Source organism: Absiella sp. AM29-15 (assembly GCF_003434225.1).
In the GTDB taxonomy this organism is placed as follows: Bacteria; Bacillota_I; Bacilli_A; order Erysipelotrichales; family Erysipelotrichaceae; genus Hoskinsella; species Hoskinsella hominis.
Window position 1 is genome coordinate 65,150 of record NZ_QVFL01000011.1, and the last position, 16,641, is coordinate 81,790.

The window sequence follows — 16,641 nt, forward strand, 5'->3', positions numbered from 1 at the left end:
ATATCTCTCCTCCACTCGCTTTTAAAGCATATTAATTATACTATGGTTTTCATCGTATCGACATAAAAATGAACAGGTTTTTTCTTCATCCTGTTCACTTTATTTTTACATACTCCTCCATGCAATACAATCTGGTCTTTGTAAAGTATCAAAGAATAATCGCATACACTGTATTGCTTGATCAAGTGTGATTACAGCATTTTCTGGTGTAAAATCAGGGGCACCATTGCCACTTACAAAGCTTACTACTCTTTCGCAAGTTCCTACTGATTGCCAGAAATCACCATCACCATTTAGAAAATAATGCAAACAGGCATCTGCTCCATTTAATGTTATCGTCAAACATGGATACTCATATTCCCCAGAAAGCCAGATATCATCATATGGAATTTGGGTGCTTTGTCTTATGATTGTTTCAATTTCATCTTTACTACGACAATCAAATTCCCCTTGATTACTTACTACATGCATTAACATCACTATGATTTTTCTCCTTTCTTTGTCATTTTTCTTAATTATACCAGATTTTAAAAACTCTTTTCATCTTTTCTGGTCATCTGATATCTATACAAAAAAAATCCCGATAAGCGATAACCTATCGAGATTCGTTTTAAATTTTGGTGGAGCTTATCGGGATCGAACCGATGACCCCCTGCGTGCAAGGCAGGTGCTCTCCCAGCTGAGCTAAAACCCCATGTATATTTAAATTCGATGGTGGGCCTGAATGGACTTGAACCAACGACCTCACCCTTATCAGGGGTGCGCTCTAACCACCTGAGCTACAGGCCCATGTTCCATCGAATGCTTGATTATAATACCACGATGTTTTTTATATGTCAACACTATTTTTTTAATTTTAATAATTTTTTGAAAAATTTTATAATAAGCGATTTATCGTTCTATTTCAATGTCTGGTCATCGAATTATCGAACAAAAAAAATCCCGATAAGCGATAACCTATCGAGATTCGTTTTAAATTTGGTGGAGCTTATCGGGATCGAACCGATGACCCCCTGCGTGCAAGGCAGGTGCTCTCCCAGCTGAGCTAAAACCCCATGTATATTTAAATTCGATGGTGGGCCTGAATGGACTTGAACCAACGACCTCACCCTTATCAGGGGTGCGCTCTAACCACCTGAGCTACAGGCCCATTTCCACCGAATGCTTGTACATAATACCATAGGAGTTTTTGTTTGTCAACATTTATTTTTACTATTTTGAAATTTTAACTATTTTAGGTGAAGTTATTCTTTTATAAATTTTAAAAGTCCTTGTTCATCCATCACTAAATAGCCATCTTTATATTTTGTATAAATGTTACCCTCTATGGACACTTGTTGTTTCTTTTCTAAATCAACATATATTTCTTTTACAAACTTGTTATCTTTCACACATGTAATACGCATGAGTCCAAAAGGATCATTTACACCAGAATCCAATGTGCAACCATCTGTATGAGCCTGACAGACATCTGCTTCTTCCTTCGTTTTTAAATCTAATTTTTTAATTTGTTGATTATCATTACTATAAATACTTCCTTTGTACAAAAAAGCATTCAAAGTTGACATATTATCTAAAAATACCTTATTTTCTTTTCCATCTTCTGATAAGCTCATTAATACACCTTTCACATTATCGTTTTCTTCTTTTATTGTCATATACATCACTTGCTTATCCCAAACACCTTCAAAATTCACAATACTGTCTTCATCTAAATCTAATTGCGTGAGTTTTCCATTAGTTAAATCTCCAATATATGTAAGATAATTTTCTGCAAGTCTTCCGATTCTTCCATTTTCATCATGTTCAAATGTTTCTAAACAAATATAGGCTTTATTCTTATAAATCATCAAAGATGCAATCGCCCCATCTGTAAGTTTTAATATCTCTTTTCGATCACTTCCATCTTCTTCCATAGAACATAAATAATTATTTCCTGTCTGCATATTCATATAAACACCATAAAGTTTTCCTTCATAAGGCATTGGCGGATAATTCATGACTGTATCTTTATATTGTGTAATCAGGTATGCTTCACATTGATTATTATTATGGTCACAATTAGGTTTTGCGCAAAGTGGTACATCTTGATTCGTTTCTCCATCATAAAAATATAGTTGATTTCCTATTTTTCCTTTTACAATATGATAGACGCCTTGTTCAGATACAGAAGGAAATGCATCAATTACATAAGCTTCACTATCCTTCTTTTCCTTATTTGAACATCCACAGCAAACCAATAACAAACACAATACACATAATATTTTACGCATGAATATCCCTCACTTTCTTTATTCTGCATAGTATAAATACAATAAGTATGAATATATAAGCAATAAATGCTTTTTTAATATTTAAAAACGGATAAAAAAGGCACATGAACAGTGGTGCTTGATAAACCTCATTGATACAAAGCAATAATGGTACACTTAACAAAAGAAACAGTACAATCGCTGTGACTTTTTCAGATTTAATACGTGAAAACAAATATAAAACACAATACAGTAGTGCTTGAATTACAAGGATTTCTAATATAAATTGCATAACTAAATACTGCATAATCGTCATTGTAAATGGCGATGTAAAGAACTGTTGTAAATCATGCATTGCGACATTCAACATAACGTCTGGATACATTTGCTTATTATGCAGGAAGATCATTATACTGATGAAACACCATAGAAGTGTAAAGCCAACACTTAATTGTATATATTTTAACGTATGTGTTTTTCTAATACCAATCATTGTTGTTTTATAGTAAAGTGTAACTCCACTTTCTTTTTCCTTTGCGTATGTATGCATACACATCAGCACCATCATCAGTATATAGAATACCAGTAATTTTGCGAATTCTTTTGATTGATCAAAAAACATTCTAGTATGATCTTCTTTTAATACCTGTCTTGACTCATCATTTTTTATCATTTCTATTTTTTGACAATATTCTTGAAACGTACGCTGAGTGGAAAGTTCTTTAGAAAGAAGCGTTTTTTCTGTTTCGTTATTTGATAAAAGTAGTTTTTGTTCAATATCCGCAAAACGCTGTTTTTCTTTTTCGATGTTTTGATATGTTTCTTTTGTTGGTGATGCACCAAATTCATCAATATAGTAATTTATAATTCGATCATCTTGATAGGATAATGTATGTATATTAGAAAGATCAAATGATACAAGCATAAGCAGCAGGCATGCAAACAAGACGCCAGCGCCTTTTAGCCAAGACTTCTTTGCTTCATAAAATAACAAAGAATGAAAATGTTTATCATATACTGGTATCTCTATCATTTTTTGTTTATATTCTTTTGTAATATATGCATAATAAGAACCAGCAAAAATCAAACAAATCAATAGAGCTAAACAAATCAACAGCCAGGTGTAATATATTGCGTGTGAAAAAATAGAAATATAGCTCACACGAATAAAATCTAGTTCTGGATGTAAAATATGTGATAATGAAAGATATGCAAGTAAGCTGTTTTTATCTGCAGTAAAATTAGATAACAATGTGCTGATACATACACATATCGCAATCAAACCACTGCCAATCATTGTTTTTCTAAAGAACGTCGAAACACCAAGCAGTAACATTTCCACAAATGCAAATGCCAATATGCGCATGATCAACATCAGTAATAAAAACTGTATAATCGTACATTTGATTGGTGTTGTAGCGCACATCATAACACTTTGTATTGGCTGTTGTATATTCACAAACCCATATTGTATTCCACGAATCACATACATTCCAAGGTAGGAAAGTGCCATGAATACAATCATTGATATTGTCAAAGAAGCATATTTACTTAAGTAATTCCATAACCCTCCCTTAGAGGTAGCTTTGATATAAGACATCCTGCCTGACTGATATTCTTTATCTACTTGTATATATGTTATATAAATCATGAATACCGCGATGAAGATATCTACAAAATAATCATTTAATATTAATTCTATTCCATATGTTCCTTTTGTGGAAGTACCCGCCTCTAATTTCTTACCTTCATAACGTTTTTTGATTGCGACCTGCCGTTCTTTTATGAAATGATTATCCTTACGGAAAAGAGAGATTTCTTCTTTTTGATTCTGAACAATGCTTTGATAATATGCAGGATATCGTATTAGATAATTCACTTCATCCTGCAGTCGCTGGATTGTTCTTAAATCATATGTTTCTTTCCCTAATTGAGAAAGCACATCATTTCCATATTGTGACACTGCCTCTTTCCATTCTTGATCACTTATACGATCTCCATTCAGCTTTGACTGTAGTTCCATCTTTTTTAAATAATCAGCAGCATCTGACAAAGGCATGCCTTTTATATTTTCCTGTAGTGTCTGATAATCTTTCTGATAAATGGATGAGGATTGCTGAACAGTAACGAATAGTACAAATTGAAATATCAAAAGCAAACATATCAGACATAAACTTTTCTTATTCAGGAGTGTTTTCTTTAAATCATAATACAGCATCTTTTTCATCCCTGAACAAGTAAAAATATACATCACTGATTTCTGGTGTGATCACTTCTCCTGAATATTCATCATGATCGTCAATGATTCTGGCAAACAATTTATCATGACGATAATAGATAGAGCTGACGATATTTGCCTGTTTATATTTCTGATATTCTTCTATTGTTATTTCTCTTTCCTTTACCTTTTGATCTAAGCACTCTAATATACTAATACGATCTCCCTGTAAAATAATATGTCCTTCTTTTAGGAAGATGAATTTACTAGATATGAATTCTACATCACTGACAACATGCGTCGCAATTAAAACGATTTTATCTTTCGCAAAACTCGCAATCATATTTTGCATTTCCATTCGTTTCATTGGATCTAACCCAGCTGTTGGCTCATCTAGAATTAAAATCTTTGGGTCATTGATCAAGGTTGCCGCAAGCATTGCACGCTGTTTCATTCCTCCAGAAAAGGCTGATAGCTTTTTATAGAAAACATCTTCTAGTTTTACTTCTTTTACCAAATATTGACTACGGGAAATGATTTCCTGTTTCTTCATGCCTTTTAAATTGCCAATATAGTACATAAAATCCTTTAATGTAAAATCTTCGTATAAACATTGTTGTTGTGGCATATAGCCTAACATATTTAAAAAACTCTTTTTCTGTTTCACTAAAGGTTTTCCATCTAATATGATTTCTCCTTGTGTTTCTTTCAGCAGCATTGCCAGAATATTCATAAACGTCGATTTTCCTGCGCCATTTGGGCCTAGCAATGCATAAATTCCATTTTCAAAGGTATACGATATGTGATCCAATGCAGTAAATGATCCATAATTTTTTACCAATTGTTTAATTTCCAGTTTCATTTTGAAGCCATTCATCTAATTGTTTTTGTAGTTCTTGTATAACTTGATCAATTCCTGCATTCTTTAGTTTCTGATTTACTTCTTCTACATCCTTCATCAATGTATCTGTATCTTTTACAGTATCTCCCTTATTACATGCAATACATCCAATGACATCTGCATCTCCATCTGCTGTAGCCATTCTAATATTATCAAATTGATCCAGTTTATCACTAACATTTGATAAATCAAAGAAGCTTGGCAATAATTCTTCTTTGGTAATATTTGCCTCTTCTTCCAGTTTTTTAAAGTATTCTAATTTATTATCTACTTCATTTTCAGAAGATTCTATAATCATGTTATTACCAAAGTTATTCCAACTAATATTTGTATAATGTGCATGATCTATGATTTTTCCTGAAGCATTACGCTCTGGTTTTGTACCAAATTGTAAAATTGTTGAACACTCTTTATCTGTATTTAATATCGCCATTAATCGAAATGCATCTTCTTTTTGTTTACTGTCCTTTAATATAGAAAATCCTGATACGTATGCATAATATTCTTTTGTCATATCCAAACGAACATCTTTTTCTTTCTGTTTAAGGCGTTGTGTAAATCCACGAGAGCCATCCATAACAACTTGATCTTTTGATATAATATCGTTTAAATCCTCCTGTCTTAAATCTGCACCAGTAAAACCTTTCCATCTCATATCAGAAATCAATTTTATAGTATCTAAAATATATGGTTCTTCATAAGGATTCACAACTTTATGATCTTTTTTTCTTATAAATAGACCCGTATTATTAATATTTTGATATTTATCCGCGATATATGTTTCTAAATTAAAACGCTGACTTAATATCCAATCCTTTTTATTCTGATAATTTTCATTAAAATATTTTAACACTTCTAAAGGTTGATGTATGACATGATCTATCGCTTCTTTATGAGCTTGATAATAGTCTTTATTTATAAATAAGTAAAAGGTTTCCAAAGGGTAGACTATTTTCGGCACTAAATATATTTGATTATTAAGCTTTTCTGTATCTAACTGATTTTGTGAATAATATTGTGATAAATCCTTGCCTTCTTTTGTGTCAAATAAAGTATCTAATGGTTCTAGTGCTGAGATATATGTTTGATTAAAAGGTACGATATCCACATTTTCATCCTTAGATATTATATTACTTACTAACTTTTTCTGATTATTCAAAGAAAAACCTTCCAGACTTTCTGGTCTTGGATATTGCTTTATCACTAATTTCAAGCCTGTTTTCATTTCTTTTAATCGTTCATTAACAGCATCAATTCTCTCATTAGATATTGCTTTATATGTTTCTTCAGAATCAATCCATGATTCACTGCCTTGTTCTATGTACCATACGATTTCTTTTGTCTTATCTTTACCTGCACATCCATTCAGCGCTATTAAGATTAATAATATCAATAAGACTTTTCCTGCTTTTACAGTTTTCATAATATTCACCCTCTTCATACTGTCCCTATTATCAAAAGCTAGTAAATGAAACCTGTTTACTTTTATATTCAAACAGGCTTCATTTACAATTACACGTTGTGAGAGTTCATGATTAATAAAAGTATAAATCATTTAACACTTACAGTGTAACCTCTTTCATATACAGTATGACTCTTATCTATGAAAAAGTAAATATAATTTGTTGCTTAAATGATATATTATGCTAATAAAACTTAACATTTTTACGATAGAAAACTGAAATATTCTAAAACACTGTTGCATAAACATTCTGCAATATCTTGTTGATATTCATCAGTTACTAGTTTTGTTCGATCTTCATCATTCGATAGAAATCCACATTCCACAAGTGAACCGATTTTATTTGCATTATTCAGGATATAATAATCACCTGTTTTACTTGTCATATTAGTTCCTGTTAATTTTTTGAAATTCTTTTGTATGATATCTGCGAATACTTTGGATACTTCATTATCTTTTTCATAAAATGCCTGTGCCCCTTTTACGGATGTATTGGGATATGCATTTAAATGAATGCTTAGAAATAAGTCTGTTTTATCTGCATTGATGATTTCCATGCGTTTTTTCATATCTTCTCTTTTACGATTGGTGGCATTTGCACTGGCTAAATCATAGGCGCCAGTTCTTGTAAGAGTGACACTGGCACCGTTGTTTTTTAAGAGTGTTTCCAGTTTCTTTGCGATTTTTAGATTAATTTCCTGTTCCTTGACATTGCCTGCTCTAGCACCATCGTCTTTTCCACCGTGTCCGGGGTCCAAAATGATACTGACGCCTGATAAAGAATGATAGGTTCTTGATGCATTGATGCTTTGGATATGTGACAACATACAGGCTGATGCCAATATGGTTGCGATCATGGCGATGCCTAGGATATAATGTTTTCTTTTCATTTTCTCACCAGTTACAGTATATGAAATGCTTGTTTATATCATGCGATAAACAGAAGAAAATCCTGCTGAATCAGCAGGATTATTAGAAGGTATCAATTTGTGATTTGTTTAAGCGATTTACGATTTCATATGCCAGTTTTACACTGTTTTCAAAGTCTTGATAAGTGGTAAATCCATGGTGGGAATGGATATATCGAACAGGTACACCAATGATAATCGTAGGTGTGCCGTTATTTGACACATGCAACATAGCACCATTGGTACCGCCACCGCTTCTGACACTTTCCTGACATGGGATGCCTAATTGTTTCGCTAAGTCTAATGCATAGCGTTGAAATCTTGGATTGGTGATCATACTTTTATCAAAGTGACGTAGCATTGGCCCTTTACGAAGTGCTGTTTGTATCATCCAATCCTCCTGAAAGGTATCATCCGCAGGACAGCCTTCAAAACAAATGGCGATATCTGGATGAATGGTTTTTGTGACTAAATCCATGCCTCGTTCACCAACTTCTTCCTGAGCAGATAGTGTACCAATGACTTCTACATCATCATTTTGGATATGGGCTAATGTTTCCATCACACACGCACATCCTATACGACAATCAAATGCTTTACCTAAAAATAAGTCACGTTCTTCCTCATAGGTACAGCTGACATCTGGTACGACAGGAGCACCGATATGAATATGTAATTGATTAATCACTTCTTCTTTGCTTGTGGCGCCAACATCAATGACCATTTCCTGCATAGACAAGCTTTCTGGATGTTCCCGGTCTTTCATGAAATGTGGTGGTTTTGCGGCTACAATACCACTGATATATTTACCTTCTGCATTTTTTACACGTACTTTTGAGGCAGGAATGGTGTCTGGCACCCATCCTCCCAATGGTAAAAATACCATCGTACCATTGGGTTTTATCGCCTGTATGATAAAACCTACTTCATCACTATGTGCATCAATTAAGACAAGCGGTTTTTTCTGTGTTTGTTTTGTTTGATAGATATATGTGTTTCTTAAATGGTCTTCTTTTACAACACTGTTCTGTGGCGCATATTTTTTTGCGAGTGATACTACTTCATCTTCAAAGCCACTAACACCATTGGCATTTGAAAACTGTTTGATCATTTCAATATTTTCAGCTTTTGTTCTCATATTCCTTTTCCTTTCGATCTAATAAATAAAGCTTACCAGCTTTTTCTCCTCCTGTTTGTGGATGAAAGATCACATCCCGTTGATAATGAAATCCCATTTTTTCAATCAGTCGTTCTGATTGAGGATTGTCTTTGAAATGGCCACAACACATGTAATCACATTGTAGCTGTTGGAAACAATAATCAACCACCAAATCAGTAGCTTCTACCATAATGTTATTACCCCAGTAATCTTGATGCAGGATACATCCAACATCTTTTCCATAGGCATTTTTGTATGCTTCACCGAAATCAAATTGTGGCGTTTCTAAATCAAGTGAACCGATTACTTTGCCATTTTCTTTCCAGACAAGGGCAAATACTTTATTCATATCCTGAAACATCTTCATTAACGTCTGTGCTTCTTCCATGGAGGATATGGTGGGACATCCAGACATTTCTGAGATGGCAGGATCTGTGAATATCTGATATAAATCATCAAGATCTTCTTTTTGCCATCCTCTTAAGATCAATCGTTTGGATTCTAAAATGGTATTTTTTACATCTAATTCTTTTGGCATGTCATCCCCTCACATTCAGCAGTTTTATTTTAGCATACTATCACAATCAAATACATGTATATTTTTTATGTTGTAAAATGAAAAGCATCCCTTGTGGTACCTTATAAAAAGTTGTACCATAATAGTGTAGAAGGGCTTATTCATGATAAAAAGCATATAGATGTGATGACGTATGCCTTAAGTGCATATGTGTTGTGTATCTTAGGATTACATGATCAAAAGAAAGATGGTACACCAGATATGATGGTATATATTCATGCGATAAAAAAAGGATTTGGCATGATAGGACATATTGATTTCAGTATTGATCATAAGGTATACTCATATGGGAACTATGATTATCGTAGCTTTCAAATGATGGAGGCTATAGGAGATGGTGTGATGTTTATCTTTGATGAAGCTTTCTATCTGCCTTTTTGTATTGAACATGAAAAGAACACAATTTTTGCGTTTGGACTTTGATTAGAAGCACATCAGATTAAAGAAATACATGCCAGAATTTCAACACTTTATGAAAACAGCATTCCACGGTATCCTGATATTATAAATGATCCAGATCATGATGATTCTCAATTTACTAATCAATTGTATCTAGCGACAAAAGTTTCTTTCTATAAATATACAAAGGATTATCGTAAATATTTCATATTAGGCAGTAATTGTGTAAAATTCGTTGATCAGGTATTGGGTGCTTTTAGCAGTGATATCTTAAATTTAAGAGGATTTGTGACATCAGGTACGTATTTGGATTACCTGCAAAGGGAATATAAGAAAGTAAAGAAAGGAATCAAATGACATGAACGTATATAGTATTATTTTATGTATCCTATTGATATTTTTTATCATATGTATGGGGATCGGGTTATATTTTTTCCATCAGGCAATTGATGCGAAATCAGAAAAGCCTTTTATATCGGTGAACCCTCACGACACTTTAACAAGTGATGACCACTGGTATCTTCAAAATAAGTTTGTGCGTCATATCACAATGGAAAAAGATGGTTTAAAGCTTCATGCCAGCACCATCTCAAATAAAGGAAATGCATGGGTTGTCATTGTTCATGGCTATATGGGGCGTTTGGAAGATATGATTTCTCAGGCACGACAGTTTTATGAGCGTGGATATAATGTATTATTGCCAGATTTAAGAGGGCATGGAAGAAGTGATGGCAACATTATAGGATTTGGCTATTTGGATGGTTTGGATATTTTAGATTGGTGTAAAGAATTAGAGAAACAAGGCGCCAGCGATATTTTATTATATGGTGTTTCCATGGGTGCTGCCAGTGTAATGATGTGTGCGGATGTGGAAGGTTATCCGATTCGTGCCATTATCGAAGATTGTGGTTTTTCCACATTGAAAGGACAATTAACCCATATTGTGAAACGTATGGTCCCAAAAGTTCCCAGTGGATTTTTAATCTTTTGTTTATCCTTAGTGTTAAAAATCAAGGCGGGCTATCGTATATCTGATGTGGATTGTATGAAACATATATCACATGCAAGGGTACCGATGTTATTTTTACATGGGGATCATGACAGCTTTATTTCCATGCATATGATGGAGGATTTGTATGCTGTATGCCCGGGTCAAAAGGAAAAAATGATTATCAAAGGTGGTCGTCATGCGAGCAATGATAAACTACGCCCTGAAGAATATTGGCAATGCATAAATGATTTTTTAGATAAATATGTAAAAATATAAGGTGGTTTTCCTCATCAGAAAATCACTTTTTTCTTATGTGTTGGTGTATAATAAAATCATCAGAGAGGGGTCCTGGATATGAAAATCAATATTCGGTTTCATTTGTTTCTATGTCTGATTGGCGGTGTCGTTGGAGCTTGTGAAGCATACTTATTTTCTCAAAGTGCACCATATATGGATACGCTCACTATCTTAGATGTATTAGCGCCTGTCATTGTCATGGGTGGATTAGTGAATGGGTATTATCTATTCTTCAACTGGATACGTATCAGAGAATTTACTGGAAAATCTATTATGAGCGCATGCATTGCTTTTCTAGGATTTCCTGTCATTGTCTTTTTAGGTGTATTAAGCTTAGTTCCATTATTATTAGTGGATTTCTTTTTGATGCTGATTAGAAAATGGGATACGTATAAGCTATCTACGATTGGTGGTGGCGGCATTATCAAGGCAGATGATGAGGCACTTGCTTTTGATGAGATTGAAGATCTCACATGTAAAGAAAAGATACGTGGATATAGTCAATATGTCAATCGATTAAGAATCGTTTTATTACTTCTTTTTTTAGGGGTAAATATCCTTTGTTGGATGGTATTTGAAAATGACTTGTTGTCGCTTGGATTGGCGATGGTATCCATTATCCTGTATCGCTTTTTGTTTACGTTGAAGATCAATGCTTATATTCATCATATGGCAGAGGATTTATTATATAAACAATGTGATCCTTATCGTATGACTTTGATCATGGATCATCTATTGGATCATCATAAAATAGAAACAATGTTTGGAGAATATATACTAATGACTTCTTTACGTGAACAGGATAATCATGAAAGAATCAAAGATTTGATAAAGCATAAAAATACGTATTTAAATAATGCGAACTTACGAGTGGTCTATCATTATGCAAGTATGAGTAAACATGAACGTGAGGCATATTTCCCACAGTTTTATGAAGAGGATAAAGCTGTGATTGACGCCTATGCGAAAAAATATCCAAAGTATCAGGATGATGCACAAAAACTATTGATATCTTTAGAAGCAGATAAGTATATTCATCGGATGGAATATGAAAAAGCATTAGCACAGATTCATTCTCTATCTATGAAAACAACACTGGATACCATTCGTTTATTAAGCAAGGAAGCGTATTGTTACTACATGTTGCAGGATGAGGAAAAGGCAAAAATGCTATTTGATGAAATCATTGAAAAAGGAAATAGTACGTATTATGTTGAAAGCGCAAGGGAATATTTAGAGGAAATGCATAAACAAAAAGGCTGAAAATCAGCCTTTTCTTTTGTTCATAGGATGTGTAATCATCTGCGATGTGGATGTTCGCTATTAGGAATACTATGATTCACACAAGTTTTAATGAAATGTTACTTTTCCATCACGTGAATTTCATGCTGGAAATATTTTTCCTGAAATTCTAATAATTTTTCTAATTCTTCTTTTGTATATTCACTGCCTGCTTGTGCGACAACCCATTTTTCTTCACAATCGTTAAAGCGTTCTACTACCGCAATGACTTCTCCTGTGAATGAATCTAATGGTGTATCTACCCCAACGATATAGGCATCCTGTTCCTCACCATCACCACCCATGATTCCTTTGATATATCCATAATTGACGGGATAGATCATATCAAAGTGCGGGTGTTTACTGCCTAGTTTTCGATCAATCGTAACGGTCACAATTTTTCTTTCCATATGTCCTCCTTAGCTGCTCTTCTGCCATGCGTGCTGATGTTTTGATAGTAACACATCTGCGGCTTGTGGTCCACTGCTGTAGGAAAGATAATCATATATTGGCAAGTTTTCTTTATGATATCGTTGTTTTAGTTCTTCAACATATTGCCAGCTTGCTTCAATCTGATCCCATTTAGAAAACCATGAGCTGTCTTGTTGCATTACAGCAAGCAACAGGCGTTCATAGGCTTCTGGTGTATTGATACGATTGATATCTAAACAACTCTGACAAAAATCCATACTAGCTGGCACGATGTCTTCACTATTGCCTGGCTTCTTGATATTAAATCTTACATAGACGCCTTCATTGGGCTGTATCTTAATGATTAATATATTAGGATCTACATCTGGCATGACACGTTTGAATGTAATGATGACTTCCATTTCTCTTCGATCCAGTTTCTTTCCTGTACGAATATAGAATGGTGTATCCTGCCAGCGTTGGTTATCAATAAATAAACGTAGTGCTGCATATGTTTCCGTTTGGGAATCACTTGCCACAGATGGTTCTTTCTGATAATCAAAATATTGTCCCAATACCATAGTATCTTCGATATTCAAGTTAGAAACAGGACGAAGGTGTTTTAATACCTGTAGCTGACGAGCATGCATTTCATCCCGTGTGTAAAGATTCATTGGCTCCATCGCTATGATACTCAAAATCTGAAAGAGATGATTTTGTACCATATCTTTTAAAGCACCGCTGTGATCATAATAGGATCCACGATTCTCCACACCAACTTCTTCCATGGCATTGATTTGTACATGTTCAATATATTCATGGCTCCATATATTTGAAAATATAGGATTCGTAAAACGAATGGCCTGAATATTTCGTACCATTTCTTTGCCCAGATAGTGATCGATATGATAGACACGATCCTTTGTGAAGAATGCTTCCAGCTCTTTATTTAAAGCTTTGGCAGAAATTAGATCTTCACCAAAAGGTTTTTCAATAACAACACTTCCCATATTTGCATTTGTGACATGGTGTAAGCCTTTTGCGATGATATCAAAGAAACGAGGTGCCACCGCAAGGTAGAAAATATGATGATTCATCTGATGTTTTTGATAGAACGCTTGTAAAGGCAAATATGCTTGTTCATCTGTAAAATCCATCTGATAATAGGAAAGCTGATCACAGAACATTTGAAATGCCTGGTCACGATATGGTAAACGAACAAACTGTTTGATCCATGGTTTTATCACTTCACAATAGCTCTCATGATCATACGCTCTTCTTCCAACAATGACAATTCGTATATTCACTACCTGTTTCGATACATATAGATTATATAATGCCGGCAGCAGTTTTCGATAGGTCAGATCTCCGGTTCCTCCAAAGATGGTAAGCGTCAGATCATTCATGATCATGTCCCCATGCATGGTGGAAAGATCCCACCTGATCAATTCTTTCATACGTATGTGCGCCAAAGTAATCACGCTGTGCCTGAATCAAATTAGCACCCATATGTGTAGATGAAAACATATCCAGATAGGAAATTGCATTGCTCATAGCCGGTACTGCATTTCCTTTTTCTATCGCCAGTGAAGTGATACGTCGCAGACTTTCCTGATGCTTTTGTATCTGTGATGAGAAGAATTCATCCATCATTAAATGGGATAATTTTGTATCTCTTGCGTATGCTTTCATAATATCATTTAAAAACTGTGCCCGAATGATACATCCTGCCCGAAATATCGATGCAATTTCACCAAAGGAAAGATTCCATTGATACGTGTTGGACGCATGTTTTAAAAGGTCAAAGCCTTGCGCATAAGCAATAATCTTAGCGGTATATAAGCCCTCTTTTACATCATCCACAAAACTTTGATCATGCTGTATAGCAATCTTTTGTGTTGGATATACAACATGTGCCTGTTGGCGTTGTTTCAATTGATTCGACATGATACGTGCATTACATGATGCCGTAATCATTGAGATATCCACACCTTGTTTTAAAGCTTCTATGCTAGTCCATCGCCCCGTACCCTTTTGGGCTGCACTGTCAACGATTTTATCCAACAGCTCACCACTACCTAGATCATCTTTTTCCTTAAAGATATCCGCTGTAATCTGAATCAAGAAACTGTTTAATTCACTATCATTCCATGCTTCAAAGATTTGATGAATTTCTTTATTATCAAATCCACCTGCATGTTTCAATAACAAATAAGCCTCGGCAATCAGCTGCATATCTGCATATTCAATTCCATTGTGTACCATTTTCACATAATGACCTGCGCCATTTTCTCCGATATATGTACAACAGGCTTTGCCATCTTCTGCCTTTGCACAGATATCTTCTAATATATGTCGTATTTCTTCATATGCTTTCTGATTTCCTCCAGGCATGATACTTGGGCCAAAACGTGCACCATCTTCTCCACCAGAGATACCAACGCCAAAGAAATGCAGCCCTTTTTCTTTTAGATATGCTTCTCTTCGAATGGTATCCTCAAAGAAAGAATTACCACCATCAATGATGATATCGCCTTCCTCCAACAAGGGTATAAGTTGTTCAATCACCATATCCACTGGTTTTCCCGCTTTTACCATCAACATGACTTTACGCGGTTTCATAAGTGAATGGATACATTCTTTCAAATCCTGATAGGCATGTACATGTTCATGAGGATATTTTTCCATCATTTCCTGTGTTAAAGCATAGCTTCGATTATATGCGGCAACTTCATATCCATGGTCTGCCATATTTAAGGCAAGACTTCTACCCATGACCGCAAGTCCAATCATTGCGATATCATTCATACTGTTGCCTCCTGTTCTTCAAATACAATACTTACAGCTTCCACTGCTTTCATTTCATTCAAACAAAGCGTCAATAATCCAGATTCTTTATCACGTTTACATACCACCAAAGTGTTAGTAAAACGATTCGCAATAAACAGATAAGCATCATCAGGTGATAAAGCGATATCTCTTGGATGATCACCACGTGCTTCCATTCGCTGTATGACTGCGCCTTGTTTTATGTCAAATACAAGAATCTGATTGATGTCCCGTATAGATATATAAAGGAAACGTCCATCTTTACTCATACGAATGGCTGCCGCAGCCGCTTTTTCTTTTTCTGGCACTAAATCAATCGTCTTTAACAATTCCATATGGAGTTCCTCATCCAAATGGAAGATAAACAATTGATTGCTTAATTCACTGACCAAATATAAATGATTATTTGTATCCATCACTCCATGTCGTGGTCCACTGCCTTTTGGAAAATCTATTTCCTTTACAAGCTGATCATCATGAAGACGATCAAAAATCATTATCTTATCTATCAACAGACATGGCACAAGCAAATACTGCTTATACAAAATCACCTGATGACATCCTGCATGCTTCTTGATCAATATACGTTTTTGTAAATGCAGATGCTCCTTTTTCACATAGATAGAAAGTGTTCCTTCATGATAATTTGCTGTATAAATATAATCCTGATCCTGTGTCACATAACAAGAAGTGATTTCTTCATCCAAGACTTCTTCACTTTCTTTACAATCCATATGCCAAAGGCCAATTCCAGCCTTATCTTTCTTTAAAATTGACACAAAATCATTTCCTAGGACAGACAAATATTTACTGTCTTTCCATGGCAGGATATTTTTTATCTCTGTAAATGCTTCTGTTTGCTCATCAAAGGTAAAACGTATGACGCTTGTAGAATCCTTTGACGCATAGCTTCCAATATAACCGATCATTGTATCAGCACCTTTCTTTGAAAAACC

General features: G+C 34.6%; 16 protein-coding genes and 4 tRNA genes. 4 read left to right on the forward strand and 16 right to left on the reverse strand.

The window, feature by feature from the left end; translation table 11 throughout:
* Nucleotides 1-105: 105 nt before the first annotated feature.
* The 12 genes from DW761_RS12005 to DW761_RS12060 all read right to left on the reverse strand — a co-directional run bounded on the left by DW761_RS12005 (nt 106) and on the right by DW761_RS12060 (nt 9,438).
* Entirely contained in the window at nt 106-477 is a 372-nt protein-coding gene (locus DW761_RS12005) for an Imm1 family immunity protein (RefSeq protein WP_117456208.1), read from the reverse strand.
* A gap of 141 nt (nt 478-618) precedes the next feature.
* Nucleotides 619-694, reverse strand: a tRNA-Ala gene (locus DW761_RS12010).
* Nucleotides 695-712: 18 nt separating this feature from the next.
* Nucleotides 713-789, reverse strand: a tRNA-Ile gene (locus DW761_RS12015).
* 190 nt (nt 790-979) lie between these two features.
* Nucleotides 980-1,055: transfer RNA gene (locus tag DW761_RS12020), tRNA-Ala, on the reverse strand.
* An 18-nt stretch (nt 1,056-1,073) separates the two neighbouring features.
* Nucleotides 1,074-1,150, reverse strand: a tRNA-Ile gene (locus DW761_RS12025).
* Between the two features lie 94 nt (nt 1,151-1,244).
* Entirely contained in the window at nt 1,245-2,273 is a 1,029-nt protein-coding gene (locus DW761_RS12030) for a hypothetical protein (protein WP_117518308.1), read from the reverse strand.
* Nucleotides 2,266-4,479, reverse strand: coding sequence for a hypothetical protein (locus DW761_RS12035; protein ID WP_178695219.1), 2,214 nt, complete (start codon nt 4,477-4,479; stop codon nt 2,266-2,268). The genes DW761_RS12030 and DW761_RS12035 overlap by 8 nt, the downstream gene beginning before the upstream one ends.
* Nucleotides 4,457-5,332 carry an ABC transporter ATP-binding protein gene (locus DW761_RS12040; RefSeq protein ID WP_158552728.1) on the reverse strand — a complete coding sequence of 292 codons (876 nt, stop codon included), beginning with the start codon at nt 5,330-5,332 and terminating at the stop codon, nt 4,457-4,459. The genes DW761_RS12035 and DW761_RS12040 overlap by 23 nt, the downstream gene beginning before the upstream one ends.
* The gene (locus DW761_RS12045) at nt 5,316-6,794 is read right to left on the reverse strand and encodes a DUF3502 domain-containing protein (RefSeq protein WP_117518311.1); all 1,479 of its coding nucleotides are present in this window, start codon (nt 6,792-6,794) and stop codon (nt 5,316-5,318) included. The genes DW761_RS12040 and DW761_RS12045 overlap by 17 nt, the downstream gene beginning before the upstream one ends.
* 242 nt (nt 6,795-7,036) lie before the next feature.
* Nucleotides 7,037-7,723 carry an N-acetylmuramoyl-L-alanine amidase gene (locus tag DW761_RS12050; RefSeq protein ID WP_117518312.1) on the reverse strand — a complete coding sequence of 229 codons (687 nt, stop codon included), beginning with the start codon at nt 7,721-7,723 and terminating at the stop codon, nt 7,037-7,039.
* A gap of 82 nt (nt 7,724-7,805) precedes the next feature.
* Entirely contained in the window at nt 7,806-8,879 is a 1,074-nt protein-coding gene (locus DW761_RS12055; RefSeq protein WP_117518313.1) for a M42 family metallopeptidase, read from the reverse strand.
* The gene (locus DW761_RS12060) at nt 8,863-9,438 is read right to left on the reverse strand and encodes a GNAT family N-acetyltransferase (protein ID WP_117518314.1); all 576 of its coding nucleotides are present in this window, start codon (nt 9,436-9,438) and stop codon (nt 8,863-8,865) included. The genes DW761_RS12055 and DW761_RS12060 overlap by 17 nt, the downstream gene beginning before the upstream one ends.
* Before the next feature lie 165 nt (nt 9,439-9,603).
* On the opposite strand from DW761_RS12060, the gene DW761_RS12065 reads away from it, so the two are divergent.
* From DW761_RS12065 to DW761_RS12080, 4 genes are all read left to right on the forward strand, one after another.
* Nucleotides 9,604-9,900, forward strand: coding sequence for a hypothetical protein (locus tag DW761_RS12065; RefSeq protein ID WP_117518315.1), 297 nt, complete (start codon nt 9,604-9,606; stop codon nt 9,898-9,900).
* Between the two features lie 123 nt (nt 9,901-10,023).
* Complete coding sequence (locus DW761_RS21455; RefSeq protein WP_117518316.1) at nt 10,024-10,233, forward strand: hypothetical protein; 210 nt, start codon at nt 10,024-10,026, stop codon at nt 10,231-10,233.
* Nucleotides 10,234-10,288: 55 nt separating this feature from the next.
* A complete protein-coding gene (locus DW761_RS12075) occupies nt 10,289-11,143 on the forward strand; it encodes an alpha/beta hydrolase (protein ID WP_199484174.1) in 855 nt (284 codons plus the stop codon).
* A gap of 78 nt (nt 11,144-11,221) precedes the next feature.
* Entirely contained in the window at nt 11,222-12,427 is a 1,206-nt protein-coding gene (locus DW761_RS12080; RefSeq protein WP_117518318.1) for a tetratricopeptide repeat protein, read from the forward strand.
* Between the two features lie 98 nt (nt 12,428-12,525).
* Here DW761_RS12080 and DW761_RS12085 read toward each other — a convergent pair whose 3' ends face one another.
* Genes DW761_RS12085 through DW761_RS12100 form a run of 4 tightly spaced genes read right to left on the reverse strand, consistent with a single transcriptional unit; the run spans nt 12,526 to nt 16,614 of the window.
* On the reverse strand, nt 12,526-12,855 hold the full coding sequence (locus DW761_RS12085; protein WP_117518319.1) for an inorganic pyrophosphatase: 330 nt from the start codon (nt 12,853-12,855) through the stop codon (nt 12,526-12,528).
* A gap of 9 nt (nt 12,856-12,864) precedes the next feature.
* Complete coding sequence (gene zwf, locus DW761_RS12090; RefSeq protein WP_233511962.1) at nt 12,865-14,313, reverse strand: glucose-6-phosphate dehydrogenase; 1,449 nt, start codon at nt 14,311-14,313, stop codon at nt 12,865-12,867.
* A complete protein-coding gene (gndA, locus tag DW761_RS12095) occupies nt 14,255-15,664 on the reverse strand; it encodes an NADP-dependent phosphogluconate dehydrogenase (RefSeq protein ID WP_117518320.1) in 1,410 nt (469 codons plus the stop codon). The genes zwf and gndA overlap by 59 nt, the downstream gene beginning before the upstream one ends.
* Complete coding sequence (locus DW761_RS12100) at nt 15,661-16,614, reverse strand: lactonase family protein (protein ID WP_117518321.1); 954 nt, start codon at nt 16,612-16,614, stop codon at nt 15,661-15,663. The genes gndA and DW761_RS12100 overlap by 4 nt, the downstream gene beginning before the upstream one ends.
* Nucleotides 16,615-16,641: the final 27 nt, after the last annotated feature.